21 protein-coding genes are annotated in these 17,020 nt (G+C 54.2%); 6 read left to right on the top strand and 15 right to left on the bottom strand.

From position 1 onward, the window contains the following. The first annotated feature begins 11 nt into the window (after positions 1-11). The 4 genes from leuS to EYC98_RS15860 are packed head-to-tail and all read left to right on the top strand — an operon-like array spanning position 12 to position 4,680. Positions 12-2,459 (top strand): leucine--tRNA ligase, encoded by a 2,448-nt coding sequence (gene leuS, locus EYC98_RS15845; protein WP_279246350.1) that lies wholly within the window; start codon positions 12-14, stop codon positions 2,457-2,459. Further along, positions 2,460-3,005 (top strand): LPS-assembly lipoprotein LptE, encoded by a 546-nt coding sequence (locus EYC98_RS15850; RefSeq protein WP_279246351.1) that lies wholly within the window; start codon positions 2,460-2,462, stop codon positions 3,003-3,005. Next, a complete protein-coding gene (gene holA / locus EYC98_RS15855; protein WP_279246352.1) occupies positions 3,005-4,066 on the top strand; it encodes a DNA polymerase III subunit delta in 1,062 nt (353 codons plus the stop codon). Before EYC98_RS15850 ends, holA begins: the two co-directional genes overlap by 1 nt. Then, positions 4,063-4,680, top strand: a complete 618-nt coding sequence (locus EYC98_RS15860; protein ID WP_279246353.1) for a pentapeptide repeat-containing protein — start codon at positions 4,063-4,065, stop codon at positions 4,678-4,680. Before holA ends, EYC98_RS15860 begins: the two co-directional genes overlap by 4 nt. 18 nt (positions 4,681-4,698) lie before the next feature. Here EYC98_RS15860 and EYC98_RS15865 read toward each other — a convergent pair whose 3' ends face one another. Beyond that, on the bottom strand, positions 4,699-4,989 hold the full coding sequence (locus tag EYC98_RS15865) for a putative quinol monooxygenase (RefSeq protein WP_279246354.1): 291 nt from the start codon (positions 4,987-4,989) through the stop codon (positions 4,699-4,701). Between the two features lie 251 nt (positions 4,990-5,240). Between EYC98_RS15865 and imuA the strand changes: the two genes are divergently transcribed. Both imuA and EYC98_RS15875 read left to right on the top strand, forming a co-directional pair. After that, a complete protein-coding gene (imuA, locus tag EYC98_RS15870) occupies positions 5,241-5,936 on the top strand; it encodes a translesion DNA synthesis-associated protein ImuA (RefSeq protein WP_279246355.1) in 696 nt (231 codons plus the stop codon). Between the two features lie 30 nt (positions 5,937-5,966). Next, complete coding sequence (locus EYC98_RS15875) at positions 5,967-7,424, top strand: Y-family DNA polymerase (RefSeq protein WP_279246356.1); 1,458 nt, start codon at positions 5,967-5,969, stop codon at positions 7,422-7,424. Between the two features lie 70 nt (positions 7,425-7,494). On the opposite strand, the gene EYC98_RS15880 is transcribed toward EYC98_RS15875, so the two are convergent. The 14 genes from EYC98_RS15880 to EYC98_RS15945 all read right to left on the bottom strand — a co-directional run bounded on the left by EYC98_RS15880 (position 7,495) and on the right by EYC98_RS15945 (position 17,018). Then, positions 7,495-7,671, bottom strand: a complete 177-nt coding sequence (locus tag EYC98_RS15880; RefSeq protein WP_279246357.1) for a hypothetical protein — start codon at positions 7,669-7,671, stop codon at positions 7,495-7,497. Positions 7,672-7,831: 160 nt separating this feature from the next. Next, positions 7,832-8,449, bottom strand: coding sequence for an alpha-ketoglutarate-dependent dioxygenase AlkB family protein (locus EYC98_RS15885; protein ID WP_279246358.1), 618 nt, complete (start codon positions 8,447-8,449; stop codon positions 7,832-7,834). Position 8,450: 1 nt separating this feature from the next. After that, positions 8,451-9,002 (bottom strand): GNAT family N-acetyltransferase, encoded by a 552-nt coding sequence (locus EYC98_RS15890; protein ID WP_279246359.1) that lies wholly within the window; start codon positions 9,000-9,002, stop codon positions 8,451-8,453. Between the two features lie 35 nt (positions 9,003-9,037). Next, complete coding sequence (locus EYC98_RS15895) at positions 9,038-9,235, bottom strand: hypothetical protein (protein WP_279246360.1); 198 nt, start codon at positions 9,233-9,235, stop codon at positions 9,038-9,040. Between the two features lie 4 nt (positions 9,236-9,239). After that, positions 9,240-10,157 (bottom strand): VOC family protein, encoded by a 918-nt coding sequence (locus EYC98_RS15900; RefSeq protein ID WP_279246361.1) that lies wholly within the window; start codon positions 10,155-10,157, stop codon positions 9,240-9,242. A 31-nt stretch (positions 10,158-10,188) separates the two neighbouring features. Next, on the bottom strand, positions 10,189-10,527 hold the full coding sequence (locus EYC98_RS15905) for a zinc ribbon domain-containing protein YjdM (RefSeq protein ID WP_279246362.1): 339 nt from the start codon (positions 10,525-10,527) through the stop codon (positions 10,189-10,191). Positions 10,528-10,591: 64 nt separating this feature from the next. Continuing rightward, the gene (locus EYC98_RS15910) at positions 10,592-11,044 is read right to left on the bottom strand and encodes a nuclear transport factor 2 family protein (RefSeq protein ID WP_279246363.1); all 453 of its coding nucleotides are present in this window, start codon (positions 11,042-11,044) and stop codon (positions 10,592-10,594) included. 28 nt (positions 11,045-11,072) lie between these two features. Further along, positions 11,073-11,927: a phytanoyl-CoA dioxygenase family protein gene (locus EYC98_RS15915; protein WP_279246364.1), complete on the bottom strand. Its 855-nt coding sequence runs from the start codon at positions 11,925-11,927 to the stop codon at positions 11,073-11,075. A gap of 80 nt (positions 11,928-12,007) precedes the next feature. Beyond that, complete coding sequence (locus tag EYC98_RS15920) at positions 12,008-12,337, bottom strand: putative signal transducing protein (RefSeq protein WP_279246365.1); 330 nt, start codon at positions 12,335-12,337, stop codon at positions 12,008-12,010. A 65-nt stretch (positions 12,338-12,402) separates the two neighbouring features. Next, a complete protein-coding gene (locus EYC98_RS15925) occupies positions 12,403-12,813 on the bottom strand; it encodes a PaaI family thioesterase (RefSeq protein WP_279246366.1) in 411 nt (136 codons plus the stop codon). Between the two features lie 100 nt (positions 12,814-12,913). Then, entirely contained in the window at positions 12,914-14,101 is a 1,188-nt protein-coding gene (gene sat / locus EYC98_RS15930; protein ID WP_279246367.1) for a sulfate adenylyltransferase, read from the bottom strand. A 10-nt stretch (positions 14,102-14,111) separates the two neighbouring features. Continuing rightward, complete coding sequence (cysC, locus tag EYC98_RS15935) at positions 14,112-14,729, bottom strand: adenylyl-sulfate kinase (RefSeq protein WP_279246368.1); 618 nt, start codon at positions 14,727-14,729, stop codon at positions 14,112-14,114. 30 nt (positions 14,730-14,759) lie between these two features. Further along, positions 14,760-15,923 carry a sulfotransferase family protein gene (locus EYC98_RS15940; protein WP_279246369.1) on the bottom strand — a complete coding sequence of 388 codons (1,164 nt, stop codon included), beginning with the start codon at positions 15,921-15,923 and terminating at the stop codon, positions 14,760-14,762. Continuing rightward, positions 15,924-17,018: a DUF1214 domain-containing protein gene (locus EYC98_RS15945; RefSeq protein ID WP_279246370.1), complete on the bottom strand. Its 1,095-nt coding sequence runs from the start codon at positions 17,016-17,018 to the stop codon at positions 15,924-15,926. Positions 17,019-17,020: the final 2 nt, after the last annotated feature.

Genomic DNA, 17,020 nt, shown 5'->3' on the forward strand with positions numbered 1-17,020 from the left:
TGACAGGCACCATGGAAGAACAATATCGGCCAGAGCAGTTAGAAAGCGCGGCGCAGGCCTGGTGGCAACAAGCCCGCAGCTTCTCCGTAGACGTCGATGATCAGCGCGAAAAGTTCTATTGCCTGGCTATGTTTCCCTACCCCAGCGGCAAGCTACACATGGGGCACGTGCGCAACTACACTATTGCCGATGTAATCGCGCGCTATCAACGCCAGCAGGGTCGCAATGTACTACAGCCAATGGGCTGGGATGCCTTTGGTCTGCCGGCTGAAAACGCCGCCATCAAACACCAGGTACCACCGGCGCAATGGACCAGCGCCAATATCACCGAGATGCGCGCCCAGCTGCAACGACTCGGGTTTGCCTATGACTGGGAACGAGAAATTGCCACCTGCCATCCACAGTACTATCGCTGGGAGCAGTGGTTTTTCACCCGTCTGTATGAAAAGGGTATGGCCTACAAGAAGAAGGCTGAGGTCAACTGGTGCGAAACCGACCAGACCGTTCTCGCCAACGAACAGGTGGTCGATGGCTGCTGCTGGCGCTGTGACAAGCCGGTAGAGCGACGTGAAATTGATCAGTGGTTTATTCGGATAACCGATTACGCACAACAATTGCTGGATGATCTGGACCAACTGGATGAATGGCCGGAACAGGTGCGCACCATGCAGCGCAACTGGATTGGTCGCTCGGAAGGCGTCACGCTCAGCTTCGGACTGGATGATGGCAGCGACCTGCAAGTTTACACCACCCGTCCCGACACCTTGATGGGCGTGACCTATGTCGCCGTAGCACCCCAGCACCCGCTGGCACAGGCTGCTGCGGCCGATGACACTGAACTGGCCGCTTTTATCGCAGCCCAGGGCAAAACCAGTGTCGCTGAAGCCGACATGGCCACTATGGAGAAACTGGGCAAGCCGACCGGTGTTGAGGCAATACACCCCATCACCGGTGACAGAGTACCCATTTGGGTCGGTAATTTTGTTCTCATGAGCTACGGTTCCGGCGCTGTCATGTCAGTGCCTGGCCACGACCAGCGCGACTGGGAATTTGCACGCAAGTACGGACTGCCGATTGTGCAGGTCATTGAGCCACTGGCCGATGAATCCTGCGATCTCGATACAGCGGCCTTTACGGAGCGCGGCCGCACCGTGAATTCGGGTGAGTTCAGCGGCCTCGAATTCCAGCCTGCCTTCAATGCCATTGCCGACTATCTGCAGGCCAAGGGCAGCGGCGAACGCACCGTCAACTTCCGCCTGCGCGATTGGGGAGTATCCCGGCAGCGCTACTGGGGCGCACCAATACCCATCATCAACTGCACAGATTGTGGTGCTCTACCGGTGCCCGCCAAAGACCTGCCAGTGGTTCTGCCCACCGATGTCGCACTTGAAGGTGTCGGCTCGCCGCTGAAGAAAATGCCGGAGTTCTACGAAGTGGACTGTCCCGCCTGTGGTAAGCCTGCGCACCGCGAGACGGACACCTTCGATACTTTTATGGAATCTTCCTGGTACTACGCCCGTTACAGCAGCCCGCGCCTGGATACAGCGATGCTGGATGCCGGCGCGGACTATTGGACTCCGGTAGATCAGTATGTAGGCGGTATAGAACACGCCATTTTGCACCTGTTGTACGCACGCTTTTATCACAAGCTGCTGCGCGATGAAGGTCTGGTCAGCAGTGATGAACCTTTCAAACGTCTGCTGACCCAAGGCATGGTGTTAAAGGATGGCGCCAAAATGTCAAAGTCAAAGGGCAATGTGGTTGATCCACAGGGCCTTATTGACAAGTACGGCGCTGATACCGTGCGCCTGTTCAGTATGTTTGCGGCGCCACCAGAACAGTCACTGGAGTGGTCAGAGTCTGGCGTCGATGGCGCCTATCGCTTCCTCAAACGACTTTGGAAACTGGTCGCAACGCATGTTGCAAGCGGCAATGCGGCGGCTCTGGATACTGCAGCTCTGTCGGGCGCGCAAAAGGCAGTGCGACGTAAAACTCACGAGACCATTGCCAAGGTCAGCGACGACTACGGGCGCCGTCAGACTTTCAATACCGCGGTTGCGGCTGTCATGGAGCTAAGCAACGAGCTGTCCACACTGGGAGACCAGCCCCAGGATCGCGCTGTTGCACGCGAAGCACTGAGTGCCATGGTGCAAATGCTGGCGCCTATCGTGCCTCATATCTGCCATCAGCTGTGGCAGGATTTGGGTGCTAGCGGCAGTGTGGTAGACGCTGGCTGGCCAACCGTAGACGAGTCAGCTCTCGTGCGTGACAGCATAGAAATGGTGGTACAGGTCAACGGCAAAGTGCGCGCACAAATGGAAGTGGCCGCCGGAACCAGCCGCGAATCGATCGAAGAACTTGCGGTACAACAGGACAATGTACAGAAGTTCCTGGACGGTGTTACTGTACGCAAAGTTATTGTGGTTCCCGGCAAACTGGTCAACATAGTGGCTAATTGAATGAGCGTAACCACCCTGTACAAAGTTCTGATCATCGGCCTGACCATGGTTCTGTCCAGCTGTGGTTTTCAGTTACGCGGCAATATTGATATTCCACCCGAATGGCAGCAATTACGTCTGGTATCTCCCAGCCCCAATGGCGAGTTGGCCCGCGAAGTGCGCGACGGCTTTAGTAACAACGGCGTGCAGTGGGTCGAGGATAACAGTGCCAATTACATACTGCGGCTGGCTGATGAGCGTTTTCAGCAGCGCAACCTGACTATTGGCAGTAATGCCCGCGCCACTGAGTTTGAACTGACCCTGGACACCACCTTACAAGTCATGGATGCCGCCGGCGAAGAAGTCATGCCACCCTCGCAGGTGACAGTGACCCGCGTAATGACTCACGATCCGGAAAATGTCGCCGGTAAAGTGGAAGAGTCGCGTCTGTTGCGTGATGAAATGCGCATCGACCTGGTTCAGCAGCTATTGCGCAAAATTCGCTTTGCCGCAGTCAACAGCGGCACTGTCACAACGGCACCTGCAACCGCTACTGCCACGCCCTGATGCGACTGCGCCCAGAGCAACTGAACAAAAACCTGGAGCAGCAGCTGCACTCCCTTTACCTGGTCAGCGGTGACGAAGATCTGCTGGTGCAGGAAGCCTGTAGCGCGATTCGGGCCAAGGCCCGCGAGCAGGGTTGCAGCGAACGCGAAGTACTGCGAGTAGAAGGTAAGTTTGACTGGAACAACCTGCTCGGCTCTGCTGCCGAAATGTCACTGTTTGCGGAACGCAAATTAATAGAACTGCATATTCCCTCGGGTAAACCCGGCGCCGAAGGCAGTAAAGCCCTGCAGGCCTACCTGGCAAATTCCGGTAGCGATAATATTCTGCTCATCATTGCCGGCAAGATCGACAAACAATCAACCAACAGTAAATGGTTTAAGGCCCTCGATCAGGCGGGCGCCATCATTCAGGTGTGGCCGGTGGATGCGCGCCAGCTACCCCGCTGGCTGCAACAGCGATTACAACAGGTCGGGCTCAGCATTGAAGCCGAAGCCCTGCAAATGCTCTGCGAGCGGGTCGAGGGCAACCTGCTGGCAGCAGTGCAGGAGGTTGAGAAACTGCGCCTGCTGGCAGAAAACGACACTTTGACCAGCGCTGATATCCAGGCGGCAGTTACCGACAATGCCCGCTATAACCTGTTCGATCTGGTCGATCACGCCCTCAATGGTAATGCCACCGATGCGTTTCGCATGTTTTACGGACTGCGTGGTGAAGGCACCGAAAGTGCTGTCGTATTATGGGCACTGGCCCGCGAAATACGCATGTTGTACCAAATACGGCTGAGCATCGACAGCGGTAACTCCGCCGCTCAGGCGCTTCAAGCAGCACGGGTCTGGGACAAACGCCAGCCGCTGGTCAACGCCAGCCTGCAACGCCATGGGCGCGCTGCTATTGAGCAACTAATGCAACAGGCAGAGACAGCAGATCGTTGTATCAAAGGTCTGCAAGCGGACTCACCCTGGGACGCCCTGAGCCTGTTATTGCTGAATCTCTGCACGACTATTGGCGGCACCGGCAATATTAACAAGGGTACTCCTCACAATAGGCGACAGCTCGCATGAATGGCACGGCACTTAATCAAATTGATCATAGTGAAGCTGAATTTATCGGTCTCAGTTTCAGTCAACTGGAATGCGCTGAAGAACGTTTTGCCGACAAGGAATTTGATGGCTGTCGTTTTATCGACTGTGATTTCAGTGGTACCACCTTCGCCCACTGCAAATTTCTGGACTGCAACTTCAGCGGCTGTAATCTCAGTGTGGCTCAGCTTGAGTACAGCAAGTTTTCCGAGATTGAATTTAGCGATTGTAAGCTGATTGGCGTGGACTGGACCCGTGCCGAGTGGCCACAACTGGCGCTGAGCTCTTCACTGGTGTTTCGCAACTGCATTCTCAACGACGCCTCGTTTTTCGGACTACAGTTAGCAGAAACTGTACTCGAGAACTGCAAGGCACATGACATGGACCTGCGCGAGGCGGATTTCAGCGAATCCAATTTTCGCGGCACCGACTTCAGTCACAGTCTGTTTCACCGCACCAATCTCAGCGGCACTGATTTTGAAGACGCTCACAGTTTCGATATTGATGTCGCCACCAACGTTATACAACGCGCGCGATTCTGTCGCGCCGAGGCTGTTAACCTGCTGCACAGCCTCGGTATTGAACTGGTGGACTAACCACCCGCTACCGCAATATCAGATACCATCAACCAGCTCGATTTCAGGCGGGCCCGCCATGCAGGGGCCCAGTGAGCGGCCAATTTCGCGAAAGTAATCACTCTTCCCGTGTGCTTCAAATGCCGCCTGGTCGGTGTACTGTTCCAGCACTTTATAGACTTGGCCATCAGTCCGGGATTTATGAATCTGATAAAAATTACAACCCTCTTCCTGGGCGTTAACCTGCTCCACCAATTGCTTGAAAAGCGCTTCAAATTCCGCATTTTTACCTTCAGCCACGGTTAGCGTGGCGAGTACTCCGATAGTCATATCTACTCCTCTGTCATTACAAAGCGGCCGTAGCCTTGGCTTACGGCAGGGTGGTGTGAGTATGTCACATTCACCCAGTCACACAAAAATACCCTTGATTTATTGCCGGAGAGAAACTACTGTATGTTCATACAGTATATAAGCGTTAGCGTGGGGCAACTGCCCGCACACACAAATAAAGAGCACAAGTACAGGGCCACCAAGTCGCGGATAATCTGCAGCCGGCAGCCCTGGAGTAGTAAGGGGAAGACATGAATGCAGCTATAGATCACGTAATGCAGCGCCAGGATACCTGGCTTGGACGCGCCTCCCGAGCGGCACGCCAAGGCATGCCCACCGGCTATCATAAACTCGATAGCGAGCTTCATGGCAACGGCTGGCCGCTGGGCAACACCATTGAGTTGCTCAGCGACGGCAATGGACTAGGTGCCATGGGTTTGTTTCTACCTGCCATGGAGCAGCTCAGCCAACAAGGGCGCTGGCAGGTTTTCATCGCCCCTCCCTACATACCCTATGCCCCCCTGCTAGAGGCCCGTGGCATCGACAGTCAGCAGGTTTTGCTGGTACATCCACAGAACCGGCAAGACCTGCTGTGGAGTATTGAGCAGGCTCTGCGCAGTAGTACCTGTAGCGCCGTATTCGCTTGGCTGGGAAACACTACTTTTAGCTACAGCGAACTCCGCAAGTTGCAGCTCGCTGCAGCCGGCACTGATGTCTTGTCAGTGCTGTTTCGGCCACGCCAGGCTGGCCACAATCATGCGCCGGCGCCACTGCGCCTGGAAATGAAAGAATATCGTCGGCTCAATATACTCAAACAGCGTGGTGGCAATCAGTACGTAGACGTCAACCTGGGTACTGAGGATGATATTCCCGGTCAGCCGCAGCTGTGGGAATTACCCGCTTACGCACCGGTACAACACGCACAAACGCCCGCTTTCAGCGCTTGACTGCTGTGTCGAGTGTGAGGTGCTGGCAACATGAGTCTATGGCTATGCCTGCGGTTTGAAAAACTCCCACTACAGGCACTAACCCGGCGCGACAAAGGACTGATAACAGCAACCGCTATTCTGCAACAGCAGCGGGTACTACAGGCCTGTGACACAGCGGCCAGTCTTGGCATCAAACCCGGGATGCGGGTTGCCACGGTGCGCGCATTAGATGAATCTATGCGCCTGCTGGAGCGCGACCCAAGTCTTGAGCAACAGTGCCTAAAGCAGTTGTGTTGCTGGGCTTACAGTATCAGTCCCAGCCTGCATATTTACCGCGACAACTGCCTGCTCCTGGAGATCGGTGGTTGCCTAACCCTGTTCAAGGGTCTTGAAAGCCTACTGATACAGGTTCATAGCGACCTATCTTCCCGTGGGTATAGTTATCTTACCGGGCTGGCCGAAACCCCCAAGGCAGCGTGGTTGCTATCCCATACTACCGACGACCATCAGCGCCCCCTGAACGAGCGCCTACAACCACTGCCACTGCGCTTACTCGATATGTTTCCACGCCAACTTGACTCTCTGGCTCGCGCGGGGCTATGGCAGTTTAGCGACATCCTCAATCTGTCGACACAGGCACTGGGCCGCCGCTGCGGCAAAGATATGATCCACTTTATACAGCAGGCTCTGGGCACCGCCCATGATCCGCAACCCGACTACAGCCCACCCCCACAGTTCCGTGACGACTACTGGTTCGGTTATGAGGTAAAAGCCAATCAGGAGTTGCTGCCGGCTATACAGCGGCTGCTGCAGGCATTGTGCCAGTTCCTGCGCAACACCCAGTTGCAGTGCCAACAAATTCAGTGGCAGCTATACGGCATTCAGAGCAATCTACATTCACTAACCGTAGCCAGCTCGTTGGCCCACTCCAACTGGCGGCAATGGTATCAATTGAGCCAATTGCATATAGAACAGCTGACACTGGATATGGGGGTCGAGGGTATCAGTTTGCAATGCCTGAACCTGAGTGCTGGCAACAACCATACTGGCGACCTGTTTAACGCGGCCGAGCAAAGTGAACCACTGCATAGCCTACTGGACCGGCTGCAGAACCGGCTGGGGCTGCAGTCGGTCAAAAAGATAGCGGGACGCAATGAACATCTACCGGAATTCGCGGGTTATAGCAGCTGTGATAACGACGGCAACAACACTGTCGACAACAACATCGACAAACACGACGATAGCCATGCACAACCTTCTATCAGCGGCGCATATCGGCCGTTTTGGCTGATGCCAGAACCACAGCAAGTCAACCAGTCAGCGCGTGGGCTGTACTGGGGTGGCGGTCTCAACATTATGGAGGGACCGGAACGTATAGAAGATAACTGGTGGTTAGAGCCCGTAAGCCGCGACTACTATGTAGCGCTTGGCCAACGCGGCCAAAAGTACTGGGTCTATCGTGACAGACTACAGAACCGTTGGTTTATTCAGGGGATATTTGCCTGAAACTGACGGCTGCGCCGCCAATTGGGGTCTTTGAGAGCCGACAGCTAGCGCGTCGGCCGTTAGCGCCACTCTAACTACTCACCTCTTCCAGACCAGTAGTTGCGATAATTGTCTGCATGAGCTCGACAACCTCGTTTTGCTCGCGCTGCTCTTCCTTGCCCAGCGTAGCCATACGGGCAATCATGCCCAGACGAATACGGGCTCGCATAAGCTCAGTAGTCAATTGGGATTCGCGCTGTTTTGTCATTGTGTGTCACCTCAAACTTGATCAGGGATTATTATCGGCTCGCGCCAAAACAATGCCAGTGGCGACACGGAAATTAGTGACTGCTGTCACAAAATTATGGGCGGTTCCTGAACAGCACAAGACGCATGCCACAAAGCCAAAAATAAAGTTGTGAACTGGCTCACACGGATTTGAAAACTCTGCGAAAGGTGAGATTGAGACGGGGCCCACAGGGCTTCTTCTGTTTGTTAATGCCGTGCTTCCAGCAACGCTGCGTGGCGCCGCGCATGAGCAGCACGCTGCCCGAGGCCAACGGCAGATGCAGCGCCTCCAGATCGCGTTGGTGACGATGCCGGAATACCAGTTTACGTACTTCCCCCAGGCTCAGTGATGCAATGATAGGCGCCGGGCCCAACTCCACCTCATCGTCACTGTGCATACCCATACTGTCGCTCTGATCCCGGTAGTAATTCAACAGGACGCTATTGAAGGGAGCGCCCGCCAGAACCTCAAGTCGCTGTTTGAGGTCGAGTAGCAGCGGTGTCCAGGGTAAGGGTTGCAACAAAATTCCTGAGTAGGAGTAGCTGCTATCAGCATCCCCATACCACGCATGCAGACGCGGCTGGCGATGGGTCTTGCCCCAGACCACAATATCTTCCTGTCGCCACTCCGTCTGCTCATACAGCTGATCAAACAAACTCGTCGCTGGCAGTCCCAGCGAGGGGGCCACCGCATAGGACAGATCGGCATCCTGTAGTGGTATCGGCTGTAAGCCAGCGTTATCGAACAAGTCAGTCATCTTACTGGGACGAAGCCCACTCGTTGCGTGTCAGGCGATACAGCACGTGTTCGCACAGCGGGTCGTCTGCGGCAACCAGGGAATGCTGGAAGTTACTATGGGTATTCGACATCCCCAGCCGCGCCATAACCGCTATCGAAGGTTGATTAGACAGTGCGGTAAAAGAGACGATAGTGTCCAGCCCAAGTTCCTCAAAACCAAAGCGCAGCGCCTGCAGCGCCGCCTCAGTGGCTAAACCCTTGCCCCAGAATGGCCGTGCCAGACGCCAGCCAATCTCTATGGCGGGACTAAAGGCCAGCTCTGTGGCGATAGGAGTCAAACCGGTAAAACCGATAAAGTGTCCGCTCTGACGCTCTTCCAGCGCCCACAGACCCCAACCATGGCGGCTGATGTGATCGGCAGCACGCTGCGCCAGTTGATCACTTTGCTGACGACTCAAGGGCTGCGGGAAGTAACGCATGACCTCACTATCCGCATTCAACCGAGCGAACGCATCGTAATCGTTGACGCGCCATTGCCGCAGCAGTAAACGCGGCGTGCTCAACTGTCTCACAGCCATCTCAGTGCTACCCGGCGGCTTGGCTGTAGCTAGCGGATGCGGCCACCAACAGAAATGCTCCCATGCATGCGCGGTCCCGAATTATAACCGCCACGGTAGCCACCGTAGGAGCTATAGCCGCTAGACACGCCAACGCTGCCATAAACCTGAGGGTCATCGCAGCCACTCAATGAGACTAGCAACGCGGCCAACACACCACACTTTATAAACTTTATCGCAACTCGCATATTGTTACTCCTCATCAGGACCAAACTCCGGCCAGGTCTGAATGGCGATCCCTGCTCCGGATGGGTCCGCAATCAACGCTACTCTTCCACCGACAGCGCGATCCTGTGGTGCCAACAAGACACTGCCACCCAAAGCTTCCACACGGTCGACCATAGCATCCAGGGTGACATCATCAGCCACCCGGATATAAGTAGCCCAAAGCGGCGTCAATCCCTCTATAGGATTGGGTAATATTCCTACTCTGCCAACGTCATCAGACTTCAACAAGCGGTAATTATGCTGGCCCTCCTCGGCAGTTACGGTCCGGTCAACGACCGTGTAATCCGCAATACCCTGATAGAACTCGGTCGCAGCGTCTACATCACTGGTCCACAACTCGTTCCAGAGAAAGCCGCCGATATCTGGCTCAGCTGTATCCAGCGGGTCGCCGCCGCGCGCCTCCAGTAAAGACAGTAAGGCCCCCTGCGGATCGGCTACCACCGCCATGCGACCGCGTTCGGCCATATCTCTGGGCGGGCTGAATACGGTGCCACCTGACGTTTCTACAAAATCCACTGCAGCGTCAATATCAGCCACTGACAACAAGACTACCCATTGGGAAATATCAGCTTCCGTATCGAGCAGGTTCTGGTCTATCAAGCCGCCTATGAGCCGGCCCTGGTTGCGTATCAGGGTATAGTTCACTGTCCGCGAGAAACCCAGATTCAGCCCCATATCCTGAAATTCCCAGCCGAAAAGCTCCGCGTAAAAGCGTCGCGATTCCTTCGGGGTATCGGTAATCAGCTCATGCCATACCACTTTACCCGCGAGCCGAGTATCAGTCGGCGCATCCGTGATCGCCGGCATATTGATGCTGACACTGCTGCAGGCTACAAGCGTCGCCAGCAGTGCCGCTAACAACGGCATTTTGTATCTATACAAAGTAACTCCCTCCGCTGAACCGGGTTACGGATCAGGCTTTTTTGACGAACTGTGACTTGAGTTTGACTGCCCCTATGCCATCAATTTTACAATCAATGTCATGGTCGCCAGCTACCAACTTGATATTTTTGACCCGCGTGCCCACCTTGACCACATCGGAGCTGCCCTTGAGTTTGAGGTCTTTGACCACGGTTATGGTATCGCCATCTGTCAGCACATTACCATTGGCATCTCGATAGATGTCCGCTTCGAGCACTTCTGCCGACGCAGTAGCGGACCATTCATGGGCACACTCGGGACACACTAACAGCTCCCGGTCAGCGTATGCATAACCACAGCCACAAGCCGGACAGGGGGGTATTTCACTCATATAGTGGTCTCAGACATCAGCTGGAAACGGCGCCAGGGCGCGCAGTATAGATGGCTTCGACCCATCATGCACTCCAGCCCCCGGGACCGCTACCCAGGACATCAATATTACCCAACACGGCGCGATTCAACTTGCGACGTTGGGTCATCAACCAGCGTCCATCGAGCCGACGCCAATGGTCGTGATAATCCCCCAACGTACTAAAACTCTCACCGGCACGCTCACCGACTCCCACATGCATATCACTGACATAGGCTTCACTGGTTGCCGTGTCGCCATCCACTTCGACAATAATATTGCCGAGCAAATGCTGGGTCGGGCCGCAGGCATCAAGAAATGAACGCATATTGATTACCATAGCCTCTCTGCCAGAGAGCTCACCGGCACCCAAGTCGGCTTCAATATTATCTACCGTGATTGTATCCAAAGCCGACCAATCGCGCGTATCCATGGCGCGCGCAAAACGAATCAGCTGACGCGTAATCTCATGCTCAGCGAGCAAGGTATCAATATCCATAATAGTCTCCAAAAGCCGCGACTCCGGATTAAAATAAGCCCGGGTAGTCCGTCCAGTAGTAACGTAAATCAGGACTGCGCCAGTCCTGATAAATACTGTCCCAATCCAGGCCTTCAATACGCCAACCATGGTGGGGTTCGATATTGGTGGAAAATACCGGGGCACCATAATCACAAAAGCGGGTGTCGACACTGAGGCGCACCACACTGTCGGCAGTATTGGGTTCCGCTTTATGCACCGTGGCTGAGTGAAAAATCAGCACGTCACCCTGCTCGTAATCGGACACATGCCAGCAGGTTTCATCCGGGTATATCTCACATTGCACTCCACCCACCCCCTGAGTCTCAAATACCGGCCGTACCCCTCGCTTATGTGACCCGGGTAAGACCATCACTCGCCCCATCTCCTGTCGCACGTCGTGCAAGGCCACCCAAATACCGGCCATAGTGGGCCCGGCATGGTGCGAGTGTGCATCCTGATGCGGCGGTGTTTCATAGCCTATTTTGCCCGGCGTGGAAATGCGCGCCATCTTCATCGGATAAACAAACACCGGCTTGCCAGTCACCGTCTCCATCAGGTTCTGCACCTGAGGAGTATGAAAAAAACGATGAAATGGCTCAAGGCTCTGAATACGTGGGTACAGTTGGTCCCACACCGGGTCAGTCTCAAAAAAGGGGCTGCCGCGTAAAACCGGCGCCTGCTCAATATCGCTCCAGCCAATATGCGGTTCAACCTGGGCGAGAATATCCTGCAGCAGCTGTGCGCAATCTTCCGCGGCGACATACCGGCGAAAAAACAGGTAGCCCTGCTCTTCGAAACGAGCCCGCAAGCTACTCGGATCTTCGGCCATGGAAGACACTGAATAAGGTAATTTTTCAGACATGGGTGACGCTGCTTCCTGAGCCGATAGCTGGCTTAACTATAAAGGGAAATATTTTAGCAAACGCTGCGTACAACGCCCATTCAAGCATCATCAGCCCCCGCTTCGTCGGGTCTCTCCAACTGACAGTTCCAGCATAATTCAAACACCGCAGTATTGCGCTCACCACAGCTTCGGCAATGCCAATCCGGGGACTCATCAGACTGTTGCGCCGCGGCTATCAATGCCGCAGCGCGAGGATAATCGACTTCACTGGGTAACCAAATTTCTAGCCAGGCATCAAACGGGGAAACCTCACCAATACCGCCGCCAGAAAATTCATTTCGGTATACGGTGTCAATGCCGGCGGCATCGAGTACATTACGGATGTTGCCGACCACAAGGCGATTTTCATGGCTAAACAACAACTTCATAACTGCTCCACAACGCTTTCGTAAAACCTTGACCGTCTCAAGAACAAACCCCGCTTATCACGCTGTCAGTCACTCTGTGGCGGAATTGAGTAAGTCCCTACCGCATGGGCTACGGCGCGCTCATCCCCTTCAGAGTACAACTGAACTTCACCGACAGCCAAGCTGCGACCGAGCTTGAGCAAATTACAGGTGGCCAATAGATCGGCCTCAGATAGTGGCTTGCGCATAAAATTGAAAGACAAACTGGTGGTGACGGCCAACGGTACAATGCCAATACGGGCCAGAATGGCTACATACAGTGCGCAATCGGCCAAAGCCATCATGGTCGGACCACTGACGGTTCCGCCCGGACGCAGATCGGCAAAACTCACCGGCTTACGCAGGGTAATCTGCTCTGGCTCCAACGACTCGATCAAGAAGTCAGATTGAGGGAACTCGGTAGCAAGAAATACTTCCAGTTCAGTCCTGGTTGGCATGGGATGCAATATTGATCAGCCTCACAGACTGCTATTTTTATTCACACTCGGTAGAAGGATGGCGCCCGGCTAAGCCGGACGCCTATCAGCAGCGCGGGTATCAGCTGTCCAACGTCTGGTAGTAGTCACTCAGGATCTTGGCAACTTCGGGGCGGGAAAACTCAGGCGGTGGCGCAATACCCTTACCTAACATCTCTCTAACAGCGGTACCTGACAACAATACAAAGTCTTCCTTACTGTGGTCAGGTGCATCCTTCATCATCACCACTTTATCCAGCTTCTTGCTGTAAGCCGTGTGATCTGCGTTGTAGACTTCCAATTCCAGCGCGCCCTCAGGGACTTCTTCAGCAAAGATAGTCTGAGCGTCAAAACCACCGTAGTAGTCTCCAACACCGGCATGATCACGGCCTACAATCAGGTGAGTACAGCCACAGTTCTGACGGAAAACCGCGTGCAAAACCGCTTCGCGCGGTCCCGCATAGAGCATGTCAAAGCCATAGCCAGTCACCATGACCGTGTTAGGCGGAAAGTACACTTCAACCATTTTACGGATAGAGGCATCGCGCACGTCGGCTGGAATATCACCCGGCTTCAGTTTGCCCAATAACATGTGAATCAGTATGCCGTCGGCATCCAGGTCGTGCATGGCCATCCTACACAGCTCTTCGTGAGCGCGGTGCATGGGGTTACGGGTCTGAAAAGCCACGACCTTATTCCAGCCATGCTCGGCGATCTCATTGCGTATTTCTACTGCGGTGCGGAAGGTGTCCGGAAAGTCTGCCTGGAAATAGGAGAAGTTCAGTACGTCAATGGAACCCGACAAAAGCGTGCGACCGAGGCCAGTAAACGTGGCAACACCCGGGTGTTTCTCATCCAGACTGCGGAAAATTTTCTCCGCCATAAAGTTAATCTGATCTTCCGAAACAGTCTCGACCGCCGCCACTGACATAATCGCCAATACGGGATTACCCTCGACATTGGGGTCACGCAGAGCAATTCGCTGACCGGCCTCAACACCGGATTCGTTGGTCAGGTTGACAATAGGAACCGGGAAAAAAAGTCCATCAGTCGTGTGCATCTTTTCTGCCACACTCAGTGAATCAGCCAGATTCATGTAACCGGTCAGCGGGTTGAAATAACCACCACCCAGCATCACGGCATTAGCGGCAGCGGCAGAGTTCAGCAATATAGAATGAAGGCCTTCGGCTTCTTCAATCAGCGCATGACGCTTTTCAGAGTCGTATACAAAACGCGGGTCAAGCGCGTCTGATCCATGGGGCTTAATCATTGGGTTGTCCTTATTCGCTGATGATGCCGCGCTCTTTCAGTGCGGCCAAAATGATGCTGACTTCCTCAGCCAGGGTTTGCTGATCTGAATGCAGGTGAATCTCGGGCTTGGTCGGTGCCTCGTAGGGGTCATCGATACCAGTGAAATTTTTGATTTCTCCCGCACGGGCCTTTTTGTAGAGTCCCTTGGGATCGCGTTCTTCGGCAGCCGCCAGGGAGCAATCGACAAAAATCTCGATAAACTCCATACCAGCTTCTTCGTGCAGCGCACGCACCTGGTCACGATCTTCACGATAGGGGCTGATAAAGCTGCTTAGCGCAACAACACCGCTGTCTACAAATAATTTAGCGACTTCGCCAATACGGCGGATATTCTCAGTGCGATCTTCCGCGGTGAAGCCCAAATTCTTGTTGATACCCATGCGCACATTATCACCATCCAGGCGATAAGAAAGCACGCCCATCTCATGCAGAGTACCTTCAAGTTCTACCGCCACCGTACTCTTCCCGCTGCCAGAAAGACCGGTAAACCAGAGGGTAGCGCCCTTGTGGCCCAATAACTTGCCGCGGTGCTCCGGGGTGATATCGCCTTCATGCCAATGCACATTAGTTGCTTTTTGATCTGCCACTTGATGTTCTCCTGTCGTTTTAAATCAGTTTCAGTTGGGAAGAATAAACTTCTCGCGATAACGGGCAAACTGCTGCTCTAAGCCGCTCTCGGTAAACCCATATTGTTCCAGCGTATAGGCGTGGGCAGGGCGCAGCTCGCGCTTATTAAAGTCCTGCCACTGCTCCATCTCGGCACGCGCCTCCGGCGTAAAATCCATGCCGATAAAATCATAGATCTTTTGAATCTCGGTCAGCGGCTGGCTCACCGTATCCTTGAACCACAGATCAAGAAAATGTTCTTCACCCACTTGTTCGCGCACATCCATCGTGTGCGTCATACCGCGGGCAAACTTGCGCGCCCAGGTTTTCCCTACCTCGCAAGGATCTGCGTTATCAGAGTATATAACCCAAAGCGCCGCAGTCATACTGGTTAATGACGGGATGGTATCGACAGGGTCACGGTGCGTTTGCACCACGCGGGCGTCTGGAAACACTTTAAACACGAGATCCATAAAGTGCAGATGGTGCGGTGCCTTCACTGTCCAGCGCTCTGCCTGCTTGCCGGTACGCTTTTTCTGCCACTGCAAGAACTGCAGTAAAAGCCGCCAATACTCGTAACCCACAGTATGGTCTTGCGCCTCAATCCAGCGGTCAAAGGTGGGCAGATTAGCGTAGGCTTGAATGTTATAGCTGTAGAAGCTTTGCTCGAGCAGCATAATGTCTTCATCGGGGCCCATAGCATCCATGGGGTGCACGGCCAGCAGATCAGGATTAGCCTCCAGCATGGCGCTCATTTCAGCTTTGGCATCAATGATGCGCTGGTCTTCTCCAGCCGGATCCCAGTCCAGACTCGGACAGGGATAGCGTACCTCGTACCATAGCGGCGCGAACAGACGATGATCGGCCGCCAGGGTGCGATGCAACATGGTGGTGCCGGTGCGCGGTAAACCAACCACTACCAGGGGTGCCACAATCTCTTCATCGCGTATTTCAGGATAGCGTTTGAGGTACTCCTGCACCCGCAGACGAGTGGTCAGTATATCCACCACCCGCTGTCGTAAAACAGTTTCACCGATAGCGTTAAGGTCCGCCTCGTGCTCTAACGAGAACAGCAGTTTTTCCAGCGGCTCGCGGTGACTGTCATCACCAAAGTCACTCAGGCCATCCACCGCACAAGCGTCTCGAGTCAGGCTATCCGGTGTCCAATCGACCATCTATAAGTCTCCAAATTTGACCACACGGGTCTTAACCGGCGGGAAACTGCTGGCTTCGATATAGCGCAGCAGCATTGAGCCCTGATTATGTCCCGCAGTACTGATCCAGTTCGGATAGTTCTGACCCGGGTCACTGTGAGCAACAAGAATCTGCAGCGAGCCGTCTTCAGCATAGCGGGCAGTGTGCTTGTTAACGTGAATACGGTGGTAACGGTAGTCCAACGACTCTAACCAGAAGTTGCTGAGCTGGAAATTCCAGCTGCGGCACTCCGGTAACTCCGCAATCTCGATCAACAGCGCCTCATCTGCCGCTAACTTCCAGTAACTGTTGTGATAATAAATGGAAGGATCGCCACCGGCGGTCAGGCACATTTGTTGGTCATTGGGAGGCAACTGGTTGATATGCTTACTAAAAATATCCATCCAGTCGATAAACAGACCGGCCGTGCCATTGATAAAACCGTTGACCCGGCCCAACTGCTCGGCAAACTCCACCGGATCCAACTGCGCCTCACCATCGGGATTCAAACACTCAATGGTCAACTGGGCAGCGCTCTCCTGGCTTCGATTCTGAAAGGTCTGCCGCACCAGCATATTGTCAGATTCTGGCTGCATCGGCAGCCAGTTGCCAGACTGTGGCGTAGCGCTGACCAGAATTTCGAAGCTGCCATCATCGAGAATATCCAGATCCTCCAGTTCGACATGTCCTGTAGGTGCCATAGTGCCGGTGCTACCGTATGAACCTGCTTTAGTCTCAATACTGAGATAAGGCACGCTGCCGCGCTGTCCACGAATACGGTAATCGTAACGCCCGGAAATCGCACAGTTCTGATAAAAGTTGTCAGGGTTGTCATTGCCAATCTTGGCAGTAGCATGCGATAAAGAGTAAAACTCGGGGAACCGGGGATCGCCAAATTCAATGTTCTTTTCCAGACTTAGACGCAGCAGACGCGTGAGATAGCGGTAACCCTCGGCACGATCGAAGACGTTAGCTGGTGCAGATTCACGCAACACTTGCTCTCCGGTTGCCTTGAGCGAGTCACAGAAATCCGCCCACAAACTGCCATCCATTATTCTTTGTTCTTCTTGATCCACGG

Origin of the sequence: Candidatus Litorirhabdus singularis (assembly GCF_026262625.1) — a bacterium.
In the GTDB taxonomy this organism is placed as follows: domain Bacteria; phylum Pseudomonadota; class Gammaproteobacteria; order Pseudomonadales; family Halieaceae; genus Litorirhabdus; species Litorirhabdus singularis.